General features: G+C 66.3%; 13 protein-coding genes, 1 tRNA gene and 2 pseudogenes. 8 read left to right on the top strand and 8 right to left on the bottom strand.

What is annotated here, in order from left to right:
* Positions 1-185: 185 nt before the first annotated feature.
* The 5 genes and pseudogenes from ACT3CF_RS03920 to ACT3CF_RS03900 all read left to right on the top strand — a co-directional run bounded on the left by ACT3CF_RS03920 (position 186) and on the right by ACT3CF_RS03900 (position 5,036).
* Positions 186-1,790 (top strand): ABC transporter ATP-binding protein/permease, encoded by a 1,605-nt coding sequence (locus tag ACT3CF_RS03920; RefSeq protein ID WP_478420495.1) that lies wholly within the window; start codon positions 186-188, stop codon positions 1,788-1,790.
* A complete protein-coding gene (locus tag ACT3CF_RS03915) occupies positions 1,787-3,412 on the top strand; it encodes an amino acid ABC transporter ATP-binding/permease protein (RefSeq protein ID WP_478420494.1) in 1,626 nt (541 codons plus the stop codon). Before ACT3CF_RS03920 ends, ACT3CF_RS03915 begins: the two co-directional genes overlap by 4 nt.
* An 83-nt stretch (positions 3,413-3,495) precedes the next feature.
* Positions 3,496-3,569, top strand: a tRNA-Gly gene (locus ACT3CF_RS03910).
* Positions 3,570-3,653: 84 nt separating this feature from the next.
* Positions 3,654-3,818: pseudogene (locus ACT3CF_RS03905) on the top strand (transposase); the annotation flags it as partial.
* 46 nt (positions 3,819-3,864) lie between these two features.
* A protein-coding gene (locus ACT3CF_RS03900; protein ID WP_478420493.1) for an IS3 family transposase occupies positions 3,865-5,036 on the top strand; the annotation gives its coding sequence in 2 pieces (ribosomal slippage) (positions 3,865-4,129 and positions 4,129-5,036; 1,173 coding nt in all).
* A 58-nt stretch (positions 5,037-5,094) separates the two neighbouring features.
* Here the strand turns inward: ACT3CF_RS03900 and ACT3CF_RS03895 are convergent.
* From ACT3CF_RS03895 to ACT3CF_RS03870, 6 genes are all read right to left on the bottom strand, one after another.
* Complete coding sequence (locus ACT3CF_RS03895) at positions 5,095-5,373, bottom strand: hypothetical protein (RefSeq protein WP_478420492.1); 279 nt, start codon at positions 5,371-5,373, stop codon at positions 5,095-5,097.
* 147 nt (positions 5,374-5,520) lie between these two features.
* Positions 5,521-5,994, bottom strand: a complete 474-nt coding sequence (locus ACT3CF_RS03890; RefSeq protein ID WP_478420491.1) for a metallophosphoesterase family protein — start codon at positions 5,992-5,994, stop codon at positions 5,521-5,523.
* The gene (locus ACT3CF_RS03885) at positions 5,991-7,301 is read right to left on the bottom strand and encodes a restriction endonuclease subunit S (RefSeq protein ID WP_478420490.1); all 1,311 of its coding nucleotides are present in this window, start codon (positions 7,299-7,301) and stop codon (positions 5,991-5,993) included. The genes ACT3CF_RS03890 and ACT3CF_RS03885 overlap by 4 nt, the downstream gene beginning before the upstream one ends.
* On the bottom strand, positions 7,298-8,776 hold the full coding sequence (locus tag ACT3CF_RS03880) for a class I SAM-dependent DNA methyltransferase (RefSeq protein WP_478420489.1): 1,479 nt from the start codon (positions 8,774-8,776) through the stop codon (positions 7,298-7,300). Before ACT3CF_RS03880 ends, ACT3CF_RS03885 begins: the two co-directional genes overlap by 4 nt.
* Positions 8,777-8,799: 23 nt before the next feature.
* Positions 8,800-12,213 carry a type I restriction-modification system endonuclease gene (gene hsdR / locus ACT3CF_RS03875; RefSeq protein WP_478420488.1) on the bottom strand — a complete coding sequence of 1,138 codons (3,414 nt, stop codon included), beginning with the start codon at positions 12,211-12,213 and terminating at the stop codon, positions 8,800-8,802.
* 278 nt (positions 12,214-12,491) lie between these two features.
* Positions 12,492-13,702 (bottom strand): IS3 family transposase gene (locus tag ACT3CF_RS03870; RefSeq protein WP_478420487.1). Its coding sequence is split into 2 segments (ribosomal slippage): positions 12,492-13,375 and positions 13,375-13,702, totalling 1,212 coding nucleotides; the frame shifts between segments, so codons are not numbered across the junction.
* A gap of 82 nt (positions 13,703-13,784) precedes the next feature.
* Here ACT3CF_RS03870 and ACT3CF_RS03865 point away from each other — a divergent pair.
* The 3 genes and pseudogenes from ACT3CF_RS03865 to ACT3CF_RS03855 all read left to right on the top strand — a co-directional run.
* A pseudogene (locus ACT3CF_RS03865) lies at positions 13,785-14,075 on the top strand (transposase domain-containing protein); the annotation flags it as partial.
* 928 nt (positions 14,076-15,003) lie between these two features.
* Positions 15,004-15,261, top strand: a complete 258-nt coding sequence (locus ACT3CF_RS03860) for a hypothetical protein (protein ID WP_478420485.1) — start codon at positions 15,004-15,006, stop codon at positions 15,259-15,261.
* A gap of 610 nt (positions 15,262-15,871) precedes the next feature.
* Positions 15,872-16,510 (top strand): phage tail protein, encoded by a 639-nt coding sequence (locus ACT3CF_RS03855; protein WP_478420484.1) that lies wholly within the window; start codon positions 15,872-15,874, stop codon positions 16,508-16,510.
* A 63-nt stretch (positions 16,511-16,573) separates the two neighbouring features.
* Here ACT3CF_RS03855 and ACT3CF_RS03850 read toward each other — a convergent pair whose 3' ends face one another.
* On the bottom strand, positions 16,574-16,867 hold the full coding sequence (locus ACT3CF_RS03850) for a DUF6916 family protein (protein WP_478420483.1): 294 nt from the start codon (positions 16,865-16,867) through the stop codon (positions 16,574-16,576).
* Positions 16,868-17,022: 155 nt separating this feature from the next.
* Positions 17,023-17,832, bottom strand: a complete 810-nt coding sequence (locus ACT3CF_RS03845) for a DeoR/GlpR family DNA-binding transcription regulator (RefSeq protein ID WP_478420482.1) — start codon at positions 17,830-17,832, stop codon at positions 17,023-17,025.
* Positions 17,833-17,870 lie beyond the last annotated feature (38 nt).

Genomic DNA, 17,870 nt, shown 5'->3' with positions numbered 1-17,870 from the left:
GTCGCCGCGACGCCGGCGATGATCTCGACGCCGATCGTCGGGGCCGGTCGCGCGGGCGGCGTCGAGCTTAGCGGCGCGCCCGGCTTCGGCAAGCCCGACCTGTCCCGCCGCCGGCCGCATCATGGACATCGCGGGCGTCGATAGCCTCTTCTTCTTTGCCGCGATTTGTGGAAACGAGCCGCCGCATGGACGCCCCGCCTCTTCCGCGCCGATCGGCCGATCACCGCGCGACCGGATGGTGGCTGCTCGACAGCCTGGTCGCCGCGCTGTTCGCGGGGGCGCTCGCGCTTGCGCTCGACCGGCTGCTCGCCGCCGATGCGCGCGGCGCGACCGGGGCGGCGCTGGGCATGGCACTGGCGGCGGTGCTGCGCGCCTGGATTCAGGCGCGTGCCGAATCGGCGGGCATCGCCGCGGGCAATCGCGCCAAACGGGCGTTGCGCGCCACGCTGTTCCCGCTGCTGCTGCGCGCGCGCGGCCGTTCGACCCGGCTGCTGGGGGAAGATCTCGCCACCGCGGTCGATCAGGTCGAGGCGCTCACCGGCTATGACGGCCGGTTCATGCCGCTCCGTCGCGCGGCGTCGATCGCACCGCTGCTGATCGCGGCGCTCGTCGCCTTCGCCAGCCCGATCGCCGCGGGAATCCTGGTGCTGACGCTGCTGCCGTTCATCGTGGGCATGGCGTTTGCCGGCGGCGCCGCACGGCGAGCAGCCGATGCGCAGGTCGAGGCGCTGTCCCGACTGTCCGGGCTGTTCGTCGACCGCATCCGGGCGCTCCCGATCCTGCTCGCGTTCGGCGCCGAGGCCCGCGTGACGCGCCAGGTCGAAACCGCCGTGGCCGGGGTGGCCGATCGCACCTATGCCGTGCTGCGCATCGCCTTTCTCTCCACCGCGACGCTCGAATTCTTCTCGGCGATCTCGGTCGCGCTCGTCGCGGTCTATTGCGGCTTCAACCTGCTCCGGCTGCTCCCCTTCCCCGTGCCCGAACAGCTGACGCTGGGGCGCGCCTTCTTCGCGCTTGCGCTCGCGCCCGAATTCTATCTGCCGCTGCGCCGCCTCGCCGCCGCCTATCATGAAAAGCAACTCGGCGAATCCGCCTTGGCCGCGATCGCCGCGCGCACCGCCGATGCCGACACGCCGCCCACGCCCATCGCCGCCGACGCGCCCGCTGCGGCGCTGATGCTCGACGGCGCCGCCGTCGCCTATGCCGATGGCCGTTGCATCGGCCCCTTCTCGCTCGCGGTGGCCAGGGGCGAGATGGTTGCGCTCACCGGCCCGACCGGGAGCGGCAAGTCGTCGCTGCTCCACCTCGTCGTCGGCCTCGCGCCGATAGCGGCGGGGTGCATCCGGCTCGACGGGACGGTGGTCGAACCCGGCGCCGCCAATGCACGGATCGGCTGGGCCGGCCAGCATGTCATGCTCCTTCCCGGCACGCTCGCCGACAATCTCGCGCTCGCCCGCCCCGATGCCGGCCGCGACGCGATCCGCGCCGCCGCCGAACGGGCCGGGCTCGGACCGCTGATCGCCGCCCGCCCCGAAGGGCTCGACACGCCGATCGACCCGCGCGGCGCCGGGCTGTCGGGCGGGGAACGGCGCCGGATCGGCATCGCCCGCGCGCTGCTCGCCGACCGGCCGCTGCTGCTGTTCGACGAACCCACCGCCGATCTCGACGCACAGACCGCCGGTGCGATCATCGCGCTGCTCGCCGATCTCGCGCGCGATCACGCGGTGCTCGCCGCGACGCACGATCCCGCGCTGATCGCCGCCGCCTCGCGGGAGGTCGCCATCGCATGAGCCGTTCGCTGCTGCCTGCCCCGCTCGCCGATTGCGCGCGCCCCTGGGCCGCCACGCGCCGCATCGCCGTCCTCGCCGGGATCGGCGTCGCCATCGGCACCGTCGGGCTGCTCGCGCTGTCGGGCTGGTTCATCACCGCCGCCGCCATCGCCGGAGCCGCGGGGCCGATCGTCGCCCAGGGGTTCAACTACCTCATCCCCAGCGCCGCGATCCGCCTGCTCGCGATCGTCCGCACCGTCGCGCGCTATGCCGAACGGCTGCTCAGCCACCGCGCCGCGCTGTCGACGCTGGCGGCGGTGCGCACACGCCTTTTCGCGCGCGCCGCCGTGGCCGAGGCGACCGGCGCCGAACGGCTTTCGGGGGGTGAGGCCGCCGCGCTGCTCGGTCGCGACGTCGATCAGCTCGAGGATCGGCTGATCCGCGGCCCCGCCATCGCCGCCGCGCTGGCGGGCGGACTGCTCGCCGTGGCGATCGCGGCACGCGCCGGGCTCGTCGCGGCGCTCGGCGTCGCGCTGGTCCTGGCGGCGTCGCTCATCGCCACGCGGGCCCTCTCGGCGCGGCTGCTGCCCCCGCGCGCTGCCCGCACCTCCGAAACGCTCGCCGCGCTCAAGATCGCGCTCACCGAATATGCCGCCTCGGCGGGCGAGATTGCGGTCTATGGCCTCACCGATCGCGTCGCCGCCGAGCTTCAGGCGGTCGCTGCGGCGCATGACGATGCCGCGCGCCGCCTCGCCACCGCCGAGGCGGCGATCGGCGCGCTCGTCGGTGCCGCTGCGGGCATCGCCAGCGGGCTGACGATCGTCGGGACCAGCGGCGCCCCGCCGCTCGCCGCAATGGCCGCGCTCGCCAGCGCCGCCGCGGCCGAAGCGCTCGGCGGCTTCACCCGCGCACAGGTCCGCGCGCCCGCCGTCGCCGACGCGGTGCAGCGCATCGACCGCCTGCTCACGGTTCCCGCCGAACCGCCGCTTCCCCCCGCGCCTGCCGATGTCACGCTGGCGATGACGCTGGCTGGCGGCGGCACCCACCATGTCTTTGCGCCCGGTGCACGCGTCGCGCTCGTCGGCCGCTCGGGCGCGGGCAAGACGCGGCTGCTCGAAACGCTCGCCGGGCTGCGCCGCGACGCCCCGCAACTGCTCACCCTCGGCGGACAGGACGTGCGTGCGCTCGGCATCTACGGGCTGCGCACGGCGATCGCGCTCGTGCCCCAGGAACCGATGCTGATCGCGGGGACGCTGCGCGACAATCTGCGGATCGCGCGGCCGGGGATCGACGATGCGGCCATCGATGAGGCGCTCGACATCGCCTGCCTCGCCGATACCGTGCGCGCCTTCCCCGACGGGCTCGACCAGTGGATCGGCGATCAGGGCCGTGCGCTGTCGGGCGGTCAGCGCAAACGCCTCGCGCTTGCCCGCGGCATCCTCGCCGCACGTCCCTGGCTGCTGCTCGACGAACCGACCGAGGGTCTCGACGCCGCGACCGAGCGCGAACTCGTCGCGCGACTGGGCGAATGGCTCGCCCGCACGGGGACGGGTCTCGTCCTCGTCAGCCACCGCCCCGCCCCGCTCGCGCTGTGCGACACCCGCCTCGCGCTCGATCGGCCGGCGTCGCAAACAGACGGTTGACGCACCCGCCCGGCTTGTGGCAACCGGCGGTCCTCGGGCGCAAACGGCCCGAAACGCGGACCCGGGGCCTCCCCGTCCGGTACGCGGGTGTAGCTCAATGGTAGAGCAGAAGCTTCCCAAGCTTACGACGAGGGTTCGATTCCCTTCACCCGCTCCAATTCTCGATCTCACGGCATCTGACGTGACCCCCGCTTTTTCCTCCAGTTGGAGCTAGGGTCTGACCCGACGAAGGGACGGACGGATGAAGCGGAAGCAGTTTTCGGAAGAGCAGATCATCGGCATCCTGAAGGAGGCTGAGGCAGGCGCGGTGGTGACGGATCTGTGCCGCCGGCACGGGATGTCGAGCGCGACCTTTTATGCGTGGAAGGCCAAGTTCGGCGGCATGGAGGTGAGGTGGTCCCGGAAAACTGGACAGGATGCTAAGCTAATCCCGACGTGAGGAACGAACGGGAATGAAGGCGACGAGGAAGCGCTACGGCGCGGATTTCAAGGCGAAGGTGGCGCTGGAGGCAATCCGTGGGGATCTGACGCTGGCGGAGCTGGCGGCGAAGCATGGGGTGCATCACACGATGATCGCGGCGTGGAAGCGTCAGGCGATCGAGGGGATGTCGGCGACGTTCTCCGGCGCGGGTGATGCGGCGCGAGCTGCCAGCGACGCCGAGGTGGACAAGCTGCACGCGAAGATCGGGCAGCTCTTGGTGGAGCGGGATTTTTTAGCGAAGGCCTCCGGTCGATGAGCGTGGCACGGAGGCGGGAGTGGATCGATCCTGCTCACCACTGCCTGTCGATCGCGGCGCAATGCCGGCTGCTGTCGATCAGCCGGTCGAGCTACTATTACGTGCCGGTGCCGGAGACGGAAGAGACGCTGGTGCTGATGCGGGTGATCGACGCGGCGTTCCTCGACATGCCGTGGTACGGCAGCCGCCAGATGGTCCGGCATCTGCGCCGCAATGGCCATGATGTTGGACGACGACGGGTGCGGCGGCTGATGGGCAGGATGGGGCTGTCGCCGATCTACCAGCGGCCGCGCACGAGTGATCCGCACCCGCAGCACAGGGTCTATCCCTATTTGCTGCGCAAGCTGGCGATCGAGCGGCCGAACCATGTCTGGTGCGCTGATGTGACCTACATCCCGATGCGCCGGGGCTTCCTGTATCTGGTCGCGATCATGGACTGGGCGACGCGCAAGGTGCTGGCATGGCGGCTGTCGAACACCATGGACGCGGGCTTCTGCGTCGCGGCGCTGGAGGAAGCGCTTGCGCGCTTCGGAAGGCCTGAGATCTTCAACACCGACCAGGGCAGCCAGTTCACCAGCTTCGCCTTCACGAGCGTGTTGCGCGACGCCGAGGTGCGGATCAGCATTGACGGCCGGGGCCGCTGGATGGACAATGTCTTCATCGAGCGGCTCTGGCGATCGCTCAAGTACGAATGCGTCTATCTGCACGCCTTCGAGACCGGCTCGGAGTTGCGCGCTGGTCTTGGCCGGTGGATCACCTATTACAATCACCAGCGACCCCACTCGGGCCTGGTCGGGCGAACCCCGGCGGAAGCCTATGGGTGGATCGGCGCTTCAGATCATGGGGGGCATGCCCCCCATGATCTGATGACCAGAATGGCGGCATGAACGACAACCCGGATTAGCTTAGCTCAGCCGCAAAACTGTCCAAATAGCCGGGACCACCTCAGAACGCTTCCTCGGAGAGCCGGTATCGGTAGAGCCAGTCGCCGTTAGGCGCGGCCAATCCGTACGCTGTCGCAAATGCGCTGCACTCCGCCGTCGCAGGCGCAGTCACCTGACTCAGCCGACGCCGGGCCATGGCAATCTCGATCTGCAGCAGCCGTTTGTCCGCCAAGTCGGCGGCTAGAACCGCCTGCTCCACCGCAAGCAGTTCCTCGCGAGAGCGCGATTCCTTGATCCGCAGCGACCAGGTCGCGCGGCTTCCCCCATCCCCCGTTTGCACCTTCGTCCTTCCCCTGAACGGCGGTCTATTCGATCGCTTCTTGCCGAAAGGTTACCTCTCCCCTCGACTGGCCGCAACCGACCTCCACCATTCAAAACAACAAGTTGGGCGCATTAGCAAGTGCTGCGGGTTTTTCCCGGAGATGCTTCAGGCCGTACGGGCCAGAAGTTCCTCCAGGCAGATCGGGGCCCAGCCCGTGCGATCGACCGAGACCGAGCGATGGCCGGGCGCCGGATCGGCCGCATGGGTGTGGCCGTGCACGATGGCACCACCGGGATCGGCGGGCGCGTGACGGGGATCATGGACGAGGAAAAGTGCCGTACCCTCGATCGGCAGCAGCAGACGCCTGTGCACCGCCTCGAATACCTGCGACTCCCGCACTGCCTTTTGCGAGCGATCGCCATTGCCGAGGATGCAGATCTTGCGCCCGGGCAGATCGCGCACCTGGCCGATCGGTGTGCCGACATCGCCGAGATGATAGACCCGATCGTCCGGCGCGACCCGCTCGCGCCAGCACGCGGCGATCCGCGCATCGAGCGCCTCGGCGGAGAGGCCGCTTGCCTTCACCCGCCCGCGCGGCTGCTCACCGAAATGGGTGTCGGCGACAAACCAGATCGTCACGCCGCAGCCGGCTTCCTGCCCCGCTTTGCCTTGGGCGCCGCCGCGCGGGCGGCGCGGATGCGGTCGAGCAGGACGCTGGCCGGCTCGTCGGCCGGGTCCTGCGGCACCAGCTCGCCCCGGAACGCCCGGGCGAGGATCGCTGCCTCCAGCCGATCGAGCAGCGCACGCGCGCGGGCTGCTTCGGCCTCGAGGCGATCGGCGCGGGCGAAGGCAGCCTCCAGCGCCTGGATGCGAGCTTCGCGAATGCTGGCTGTAGGATACGGAATAGCGATCGCGCGAAGTGCGCCTTGGCTGATGTTGCGCATCGAGAGTTGGTTGCCCGTGGCCTTGCCTTCGATTTCTCGACGTCCAGCCGGCGAACGGAGAAACCACTGTACCCACCGCTTGTCGCCGCTGGGCAACACCAGCCGCAAAATCTTGTCGCTGAGATACAGATCGCGCGGCTCCTCCTCGACCAACGCAACTGCGCCAACCAGCTCCAACGTATTTGCACGCGAGATCAGCAGATCGCCTTCGCGAATCCTCGCGGCTTCCGGCGGCCGGTAATCTGAAGGCAGGGTCTTCGACTGGCGGGGATCGAAGCGGCCCCAGGTCACCGCGCTCACCTTCACGACCCCTTGCTCGCCTTCGCGCGGCGGACGCTCCTCGCAGCGGAGGTTCTTGCCGGCCTCAATGCCGGTCAGCAGATCACCTAGCAGCAGGGTATGCCCGTTATCAGCGAAGCAATCACGCAGAGCTGTGGAGCGCAGCCGCTTGGCCAGTACCGGCACCCGATCCAGTTCCGCCCGCGCGCGGGCGAGGCGGGCGGCCAGCGCGTCCAGCTTCGCGACGATGCGGCGCTGTTCGGCTTTCGGGGGCACAGAAATCGCAGCCCCGAGAACATCCTTGTCGCCGATCGCTGGATACATCGTGCCGTCTGACGCCAGCGTCATCGCGTCGATGAAGTCTTGAGACAACACTCGTCGGAACAGAAAACCGGGTTCTATCGCCCCCCCGCTCCGCAGAACGCAGATACCGGTGGAAGTAAATTCACAGTCCAGTTCCGCTGGCACGCGAGCGATATTTTTCAAGTAAGGCCGGACGGTCGAAAAAAGAATATCGTCCGTCCTGATACGCCTCCTTGCTCGGGATGGAGCATCCCTCCCGAGTATTACCTTGGGCGCGGTTATACGGAACAACCGGTTGTCGATCGAGCCGATGTCGACGTACCGAAAGGTTGCGTCTGGATCGCGCGTTGGGTCGCCAACCTCAACGGGCGCAACGAAATCCCCGACCGTCGCCTCAACCCACCCCTCCGGCAGCGTCACGCCACTTCCTCCGCCACCGACGCATCCGCCTCGCCGCCCAGTTCCGCCACCAGCGCGCCAACTTCCTCCAGCGCGGCCAGCAGATGGCCCTCGATCGCCGCCGCCAGCTCCTCGGGCGTGTCCAGCCCGTCCTCGGCGTCGGCGCTCGTGTCCTTCAGCCAGCTGATGTCGAGATTGTCGCCGCGCGCGGCGATCTCGGCACGGGTGAAGCGGCGGAAGCGGCCGGTCTCGCCGCCATCGGTGCGCGGCGCGCGGCCGAACGGATCGTCGCCGAACGCCGCGACGAAATCGGCAAAGTCCGATTCCTTCAGCGGGTTGGTCTTGCCATAGGCGGGCGCGCCGGCGCGCATGTCATAGATCCACACCTCGCGCGTGGCATCCTCCAGCGGCGCTTCCTCGTCGGCGCGGGTGAAGAACAGCACGTTGGTCTTCACACCCTGCGCGTAGAAGATGCCGGTGGGCAGGCGCAGGATAGTGTGGAGGTCGCACCAGCTCATCAACCGCTGGCGCAGCGCCTTGCCGCGGCCATCGTCGAACAGCACGTTATCCGGCACGATCACCGCCGCGCGCCCGCCCAGCCGCAGCGCGCGGACGATGTGCTCGACGAAGGGCAGCTGGTAGGACGAGACGCGATCGGTGATCGACAGGTCGTCGCGCGTCGGCGGCCCGCCCGCCGGGCCGAACGGCGGGTTGGAGAGGATCAGATCGGCCTGCTTGAAGCGCGGATCGCTGCCCTTGGGCGACAGCGTGTCGCCAAGGTCGATCTGGCTGGCCCCCATACCGTGGAGATGCAGGTTCATCAGCAGGAGGCGATAGGTATCCGGTACGTTTTCGATACCCCGGAAGGCCTCGGCAAGCTGGAATACCTTCAGCCGATCGGATAGCTCGAAATAGTCATCGGTTGCCTGCTTCATCACCCGATCGGCGGCGATCAGGAAGCCGCCGGTGCCGGCGGCGGGGTCCTGGATCACCTCGCCCGGGCGAGGCTGCATCAGCGCCACCATCGTGTCGATCAGCACGCGCGGGGTGAAATACTGGCCGGCGCCGCGCTTGGTCTCCTCCGCCATCTTCTGGAGCAGGCCTTCATAGGCATCGCCGAATGCATCGCGCTCCTCGGTGAACCAGTGCAGGCCATCGATCGCGTCGATCAGCTTGCGCAGCGTCGCCGGCTCACGAACGACGGTAGTGGCGTTCTGAAAGATCGCGACGACCGATCGTTCGGAAACCTTGTCCGGGTTACCCAGATCGACCAGCGCCTGGCGATAACGCTGCAGCACCTCCGCCTCGTTGGCCGCGGTGATCGCGCGCCAGCGATAGGGCTCGGGGATCTTGCCCTCGTCCTTCTGCTCGGACGCCATCTTGAGGAACAGCAGATAGGTCAGTTCGGTGACGTACTGCTGGTAGGTGATGCCGTCCTTGCGCAGCAGCGCGCACAGGCGCCACAGCTTGTTCACGAGATCGCTGGCGGGATTCAAGTCTTCACTCCTAGTGCGGCCGGTCAGGCGGCGGCGCCGCTATCCCAGATGGCGGCGTTCAGGTCCATCAGCACGTCGGCCAGCTTGTGGTCGAACTGCTGGTCGATCACCGGGAAGCCGCCATTCTGGGCGAACAGCGGATCGGCGAGCATGGCGGGGTCGCCCACCGGCTGCTCCTTCAGCGCGCGGCCGATGCGCTGCAGCCAGCGGCGCTGCACCGGCGTCCAGTCGCGGCCGGCGAGGATCTTCTGCACGCCGTTCTCCACCCGCACCGCATAGGGCACCAGCGGATCGCCAAGGGCTGCCTGGCGGACGAAGCCGATGATGTGCGCGGCGATGTCGGCATTGCGGACGCGACCATAGGCCTGGCGCAGCGCCGCCTCCGAATAGCCTTGGCCGTCGAGCAGCACGGCAATTTCCTTGAGCTCGGCGCGGGTCAGGTCGCGCGGGCGCTGGGTCGCGGCGATCAGCGCGGGCACGGCGTTCATGTTGGCACGGACGAAGGCCTCGAAGCCGGAGATGTAATCGGCGGGCGAGGCCTTGTCGCCATAGTCGTCCTCGACCGAGACGAGTTCGTCGTCATGTTCCGAGACGTAGATGCCGCCGTCGTTCCGCCGCGTCGGCGTGTCGAGCGCCGCCGCTAGTTTGGGATGCTGGCGGAACAGCGCGAGCGTCTCCGCCGGGGGCGCATCCTTCAGCCGGTTCGGCAGCGCCGGCAGGCTGCCCAGCACCTGCTCCATCGCGGTGCGGCGCTCCTCGTCGAGCCGCTTCAGCGCGCCGCGCAGCTTCACGACGATCTGGTCGCGGACGATGGCCTGGTCCACCTCAGTGGGCGCGCGTTCGAGGTCGCGGACCAGTTCGGCGAAGCTCAGCGCCGGATCGGTAACGACCGGGCGCATGTCGGTGAAATCCTGGAGATTGGCGTAGATGTCGACCGCGTCAAAGATGCGGAAATAGTCCTTGCCGATCTCGTCGCAGCGGCGCGTGGCTCGGCCGATCATCTGATCGTAGAGGATGCGGCTGTTCACCCGGCGGACGAACACCAGGTTGGTGATCGCCGGCACGTCCACGCCGGTGGTGAGCAGATCCACCGTCACGACATATTTCGGGCGAGGATCGTTCTTGAACTTCTTGATGTCGTCGAGCGGGCGATCGTTGCGACCGGTGATCTTCATCACCAGATCGTCGGGCTGTGACCCATATTCCTCGATCAGCGCCTGCTTGAGCGCGTCGACCAGCAGATTGGCATGGTCCTCGCGCGTGGCGAAGAGCAGCGTCTTGCCCGGCTGGTCCGGCGGGCATTCGAGCGCAATCGCCTGGGCGACGGCGCGGTTGAACGCCTCGGTATAGACCTTCTTGTTGAACTCTGAGACTTCGAAATCGACCTGGTCGGGCAAGTCGATCAGGTTCAGCTCGCCGGTTTTGGGATCATAGACGGAGACCTCGTCGCCCTTGTCGAACACGATACCGGTCTGGCTGAGCGCGGTGGTGATGCGGCGCGGCGGGCGATGATCGATCAGATAGCCGTCGATCACCGCCTGGCGATAGCCATAGTGGAACACCGCCGGGCCGAAGATCTCGCGCGTGTGCAGCGCCGGGGTGGCGGTGAGCGCGACGGTGGTGGCGTCGAAATAGTCGAGCACGCGGCGATAGGCAGAGAGATAGTCGTCGAGCGTGCGGAAGCCGAGGTCTTCCTCGCGCAGCTCAGCGTCGAGCGTGTAGCCGCGATGCGCCTCGTCGACGATGATCAGGTCATAGGTGCCGGGGGTCGGGCGTTCGCCGTCCTTGCTCTCGTCGAACAGGCGGCGGACCATCGCCTGGACGGTCGCGACTTGGACGCGCGTGGTCGCCTCGGGAAACTTGGCCTCGAGATCGGCGACGGGGAACACCTGGTCGAACTTCAGGAAGCCGGCGGTGTCGGTGGTCGCCATGGCGTCGAGCGTCTGGCGGCCGAGCGCGCTGCGATCGACGAGGAACAGGATGCGGCGGAAGCGCTTGGCGCGCAGCAGCTCGTACATCAGCGCGATGGCGAGCCGGGTCTTGCCGGTGCCCGTCGCCATCGACAGCAGGATCGCGCGCTGGCCGGCGGCGATCGCGTCGTTGACCGCAGTAATCGCCTGTTCCTGGTAAGGGCGCAGGCCGGAGACGCCGAGCTCCCGCTCGGCGACCTTGTCGAGCGGGTCGCCGATTTCCTGCTCAAGGCGCTCGACCAAATCCTGCGGCGAGAACCATTCGGCGATCGCGCGCGGCGCCTCGCGAGTTCGGGCATTCCAGAACCAGATGCCGGACTTGGTCGCCAACTGCTTCACATAGGGACGGCCGTTGGTGGCGAAGACGAAGGGGACGCGGTAGCGGGTATCGCCGTCGATCCAGGGACCGCCCTGGGGCAGCGCGTCGGGGTCGATGGTGATGTCGCGGGCATAGCGCTGGGCCTGGGGAAGATGACCGGGCACATCCTTCAGCCGACGCTTGGCCTCGATGACGCCGACGCAGCGGCCGTCAACGAACAGGGCGTAATCGGCCTCCCCGCTTTTGGTAGGCCACTCGGCGATCGCCATGGCCCGGCCATATTCCGGGCGCGCGCCCTTGCGGTAGTCGAGGCGCACGCTGTCCGCTTCCCACCCCGCCCCGCGCAACTGCTCGTCGACCAGGACGCGTGTGTCGGCCTCGTCAAGCTCGATCGGTACCTTCGCGGCGGCAGCGGCCAGCACATCGCGCTCCGCAGCGGGTTCGGCTTCGGCCGCGCGCTGGGTGGCGAGGACAGCCGCCTCCGCCGCCTTTGCCTTGGCCTCAGTTTCCCGCGCGAAGCGTTCCCAGAAGGCAGCCTCTTCTTCGCGCTTGCCGGCGAGCAGCAACGCCGCCCGCCGCGCCGCCTCCGCATCGGCAGCAGCGAGGCGTGCGGCCGCTTCCGCATGCTTGCTCTGGTCCGCGAGCTTGCGGAGCTCGGCAAGCTCCTTCAGCAACTCCGCGCTCGGGTCCGCAGGCGGCGACGGCGGAATGAACGGCCCAGGATCGAAACCGGCCTGCTTGTTGTAGACCTTGTGGTACCAGATCGCGAGTTCGCGGGCGATCTTCAGCGCCGCCAGCGCCTCGCGGTTCGAGCCGGCATTCTCGTGCACCGCCGCATTGCCGGTACGGCGAAGGAAATGGAAGATGTTGAGCGCTTCCTGCGGCACCACCGAACGCCGGCGCAGCGCGGACAGCACGTCATCGAAGCTGGGCTTGCCCGGCGGCAGCAACGCATGTGCGGCCGCGATTTCCTTCGCCATCAATTCCGCGAACAGGCGAAGCTTGGCGAGGGCGGTGGGCGCGTCGTCGAGAAAATAGCGCTCGGCAAGTGTTCCGAGCCGGCAGAGCCGATCATCGGTCGCCGCCAGAAAACCGAAATTTGCCGATCCCGCCGTCACGCGCCAAACATAGCTGGGTGCCGGGTCCATTCAAGGTGTAGATGCCAATGCGCTCGGAAACAGGCGAAATCGGGTGAAAATTCGTCCTTGGACTTCGGCGCGGTAAGCCCGCTATCACCGCAAACCAAAAAAATCAGTGCTGACGTAGTTCGAGCTTCAGCCGAGCAGCATATTCAAGCGGCCACTTCAGCGTGTTAGCGTTTCACCTATTGATCCAAGCGCGCAACGTGGACCGTTCCATCTGGTTGCCGGGGCGGGCGGCACTCGATTGATGCGCGTTGATCTGGCCCCCATTTCGCCGGACAGGTCTAAGCGCTTGTTGAAGCCGGTGCGCGATGCTCGCGCGGTGAGCGCATTTTCAATCCGGAGTGCGGGTGGTTGTCGTTATAGTCCTCGATCCAGTTGGCGAGAGATGTCAACGCGGCAGGAGCGTCTGGGAGCGGCGAGACGTGGACATAGTCTCGCTTGAGGGTGTGGACGAAGGCTTCCGAAATGCCGTTCGACTGCGGGCTGCGGACGGGCGTGAAGCAGGGCTTCAGGCCCAGCTGGCGTGCAAAGATGCGGGTGTCGCGCGCGGTGTATGCCGAACCATTGTCGGACAGCATCTCGACGGAGGTGCCTGCGCGGAGTGCTCCAAAGCGGGTCTCCACGGCTTCGAGCATGATGTCGCGCACGTCCGATCCGCTGATGCCGGCGTCGGCGACGGCGCGCCAGGCGATGATCTCGCGGTCGTGCGCATCGATGATGAAAGCGCCGCGGACCACCTCGCCGTTCCAGCAGGCGAACTCGAAGCCGTCCGAGCACCAGCGCAGGTTGGAGCGGATCGCCACGACGACGCCGTCATGCCCATAATCCGGCCGCTCGCCATAGCGCCGTGCCAGCAGCAGGCGGTGCACCGCCATGACGCGATAGATGCGCTTGTGATTGACCGGCGCCAGCCCTTCCTGGCGCAGCTGTCGATTGAGGACCGCCGCGATGCGGCGGTAGCCATAGCTGGGCCGCTGCGCGGCGGTCTGCTCGATGCGGGACAGCAGTTGCGTATCCTCGGCCTTGGTGTAGCGCCCGCGCGGCTTGGTGCTGCTGGCCAGGCGGGCGTACACGGTGGAGCGCGCCACGCCGAGCGTGTTGGCGACCAGGCTCACCGGAAATCCTCCGGCAGCGGCGAGCGCATGAGCAAGGTCGCTTTTTTTGGGCGCGACCGGTGCAGCGCTTCCTTGAGGATCTCGACCTCGAGCGTCTTACGGTCGAGTTGGCGCTCCAGCTCGCGGATGCGGTTTTCCATCTCGCGGACCTGGCGGTTGCTGGTCACGTCATCGTCGCTGGTCACCGCGACGCTACCGCCCTCCAGCATCAGCCGGCGCCAGCGGTACAGCAGATTGGGCGCAACGCCGTTGCGCCGGGCGACGACTGAAATGCTGTTGCGGCCGTCGAGCGTCTCCTCGACGATCCTCAGCTTCTCGGTGGCGGCCCAGTGACGACGGCGTCCGCCGTCGGTGATGATGATCTCGGACACGGACATAAGCCTATGCTCAGGAGATAGCCCCAAGCCTCCTTCTTAGGCTCAGATCCGTCCGATCGAAATGGGGGCCAGTTCACTGGCCTACACCGAGGATGGCCGGCTGGAGATCGACAACAATCTGGCGGAGAATGCCTTGCGCGGCATCGCCGTGGGTCGGAAGAACTGGCTCTTTGCCGGTGCCGACTGCGGTGGCGAGCGGGCAGCAGCGATCTACAGCCTGCTCAAGACGGCGAAGCTGAATGGGATCAACCCACAGGCGGGGCTCGCCGATGTCCTCGATCGGATTGGACGAGGTCACCCCATCAACCGGATGGACGAGCTGTTGCCCTGGAATTGGGTCGACCCAGAAGCCTCTTCGTCTGAAAGTGCCTGAAAAGCGGACCGGCGGCTCGGCTCCACTTGCGGTCATTCCCGAGAACGAGAGCTTGGCCTATAAGCTGCCATAGCGATGGAGGCGGCATGAGGCGGAGCGGGGCCGAAAGGTTGGCGGTTGGTAGCTTCAATTTGAGCACGATCGGCGTGATGGTCGTCGTTTCCCTTATGTGGCTGGCGACCGGTGTGGATCGACTGTTTCATCTCGACTGGGGCTGGGATCGGCAGATACTCTGGACAGCGCCAGTTATCGTCGGTAGCACTCTCCTAACGCGCCTAATCGGAAACCGCATATTCCGTTGGGTCGGGGCTAGCCGCTGACGAGCTTTGCACGCTAGAGCCCCATTTGCGGGCGTTGCAAGATGCCTTAATGGTGGCCTCGCATGTTTGACTTCGTATGGCACTTACGTGGTTCGGTGCATCTGAATGGCACGGACGCAAATGCGGCCCTTGATCGCGTGGAGCAGTTGCTACAGCGCCAAAGGAAACGCGTAAGCAAGCGCGGCTCTGATTATCTCGCTTTCGAAGACCCGCTTTGGGCGTAACCCGTTTGGGCCGAATTGGCTAGCACTGGTGATTTACGACCGTGGACGGTTTTGGGTTGAAATGGGAGCCAGCGGACGAAAGTTTCGCTACGACCTGCGCAGTCTTCACGGCATGGCTTTCTGCTTATTCGCAGCGTGTACCGCGTTCTTCTTCGGATCGGCCGTTGGCGGCTTTTCTGGAGGTTTGAAGTTCGCCGGTGGAGCGTTCGCTTGGCTCTATGGCATGAACGTCCTTTTGGCTCTCGTCCGAGTGCCTTCCTCCATCCGCAAGGCTGTTAAGAGCGACTAGGCCGACATCCGCTTCCGCCCCAATAGCGGCCGTTCGACAGTGGATATAATCGGAGTTATCCTAAACCGCTGTCGAGGCGGAACCGGGTGACAATCATGGTCGAGATCAAGGACGAAGGGAGCGAGTTCCACTGGTCTCGCCCTCGGATTGTCGGGCTCATATTTGCCGTCGCTGCATCGCCAATTTTTTTAGTCTTCGCTGCGCTTGGTCATCAAGCAGTGGGCGGCTTCGCGTGGTTCGCTGCCTGCGTCGGTTTGACGATCGGCTACGTCAGGGCGACTCGGTTACGCAGATTCATGCAGGGATTGATACCTACCTATGCCGAGAAGGCTGAACGGGCTCAAAAACACTAGGCAGACCGACGGCTGCCGAACAATCGCGGGACATCTCCGACGGTCGTAGTTGCTTAACCCGATCGCATCTGTGCTTCGAACCAGATTTACGAAAAGGGGAGTGGGACCTGATCCCTGGGGCTCGATTTTTGCTGCAGCGCGGCAAGTAACTATTTTAATACGTGTATTTTAATCGGTTGGTTTCCCTTCACCCACTCCAATTTCCCCGCACGAAATCCTTTCGTACGCACGATACGGTGCTGTTCAGAAGGCTTCCAATACAGAAATGCGCCTGAATCCGGCATATCGTTCCGTTAACGACTGATGTCCGCATCCGTCAGAATGAATATTCTGCACGATTTATTATTGATAAGCATCTCCAAAAACACATCAAACCTCCGCACCTGTACTAGATTTGCGATCTATTTTATTGATATCAAATCGGTTAATCGGAGTATTGATCCGTTCGTCATTTGCTAAAAACAGATTTCACAACACGCCGCTAGAATAACAAAAATCACAAATACAAATAATTTCCGCCGATTCGGCGATGTTTACAGTTACGCAATCAATGATGAATCGATACCATGACTCCGCCCGTATCGGGTGATCCGCAGGGAGGAGAAGGGCAATGGATCCGTTCATTGGTCAGATCATGCAGGTGGGATTTCGATATGCGCCGGTTAACTGGTTGAATTGTAACGGCGCCGTTCTTCAGATCGGTCAAAATCAGGCACTCTACGCCCTGCTGGGCACGACGTTCGGGGGCGGCGGCGTCACCGATTTCGCGCTTCCCGACGCGCGCGGCCGCACGATGATCGGGGCGGGGTCCGGCCCGGGGCTGACCCCGCGTCAGGCGGGCGCAAAGGGCGGCGCCGAGCAGACCTCGCTCAACCAGAGCCAGTTGCCGTCGCACACGCATAACGCCCTTTTCCAGCAGACGGGCGCCGCCACCTTCCAGGGCTGGAACACCGCGATCGCGGGCCTCAATTATACCAACGAGAGCGCCACTCCCGAAAACGGCAGCTATCTGGGCGCATTGTCGGACCCGGACACCAGCCCGACCATCTATGTCCCCGCCGCCAACGCAACGATGTCCGGCGCGCAGCAGGTGCGGCTGGCCGGTGTCGGGGGCACGGTCTCCGGGCTCAGCGGTGCGGTGTCGATCGGCAATACCGGCCAGAATGCGCCGGTCGCGCTCATGCCGCCCTTCCTCGCGGTCACGACGATCATCGCCTCGATCGGCATCTGGCCCGACAAGCCCGATTGAGCGCACGACGGGATGCCGCGCCCAGGTCCGGCGCGCGGCATCCCGCCTTGCCGCGCACGCGCGTCAGGTGAAGATCGCCTGGTAACGCCGCGTCTGCTCGCGCGGTTTGATCTGCGTGATGTGGATGCGATACGGCCCGCCGCGCCCGCAATCGCAATCATAGCTGTCGTCAAGCAACAGCACGTTCCACGGCGCCTCGAAAATCAGTTCGAACGGCTCGCGAAAGTCGGCGCCGATGATCGGCCGCATCCTGCGCACGGCCGCCAACGCTATTTCGACAGGTCTGGGGTGTGTATTCAGCCTGACTTTACGGCCGACCCAAGGCAGAAAATCATCCGGAGTCACCAGCCTCGTCATCACCACTCTCCGTTCTGGCGCACCGATACTGGCGCAGCACGAACGGATGCGAAAGCCCTATTCGATCCGGTTCCGACCGTCCGCCCGCGGCGTCTTTCCGAGACCTGGGCTGCGCGCGCGATTCGCCCGGCGCGCGGGGCTTGCCCGACGGGGGCTCAGCCCGCCGCGACGTGCACGCGCGTCCCCGCCGAGCGTGCCGCCTCGGCCACCGCAGCGGGCGGTGCGGCGTCGGTCACCAGGTCGTCGACCTCACCATATCCCGCCACCTGAAACGGCGCGCTGCGCTCGAACTTGCTGCCGTCGGCGAGCACCATCACGCGCCGCGCCGGGTCGAGCAGCGATCGCTTGAACGTCGCCTCGTCGATGTCGAAGTCCAGGAACCCGCGCGCGCCCTCGATCGCGCCCATCGACAGCACCGTCACGTCGGGCGCGAACCGCCGGCAATAGGCGATCGGCTCCGGCCCGAACGCGGCGTGATAGTCGGGGTTGACGCTCCCCCCGGCCAGGTACAGCCGCTGCCCCGGCCGCCCCAGCGTCTCGTGCGCGATCTCGACGCTGTTGGTCACGATCGTCAGGTCTTTCATTCCCGCCAGCGCGCGCGCCAGCCAGAAGGTCGTGCTGCCCGAATCGAGCAGGATCGTCATTCCCGGCTCGATCAGCGCCATCGCCGCGCGGGCGATCCGCTGCTTGGCCGCCGCGCCGTCGCGCACGCGCACGCGGTACGGCGCTTCGATCAGGCTCGTCGGCAGGCTCACGCCGCCATGCGTCTTCTGGACGTGCCCCGCCTGTTCGAGCTGGCGCACGTCGCGCCGGATCGTCTCCTCCGAAACGTCGAAGCGCGCCGCCAGCTCGGCGACCGACCAATAGGGCCGCTCGTCGAGCAGCCCCAGCATCGTCGTCAATCGCGCGCTCTGGTTCACGCGCGCCGCCGGGCGGCTATCCGCCAGATCATGACCTTCCATCATCCGGACAGGCTAACAAAAAGCCTTGCGCGACGGAACAC

Source organism: Sphingomonas chlorellae (assembly GCF_056485145.1).
The sequence above is the reverse complement of the archived record's forward strand: the minus strand, read 5'-3'. Positions and strand labels throughout refer to the sequence as shown.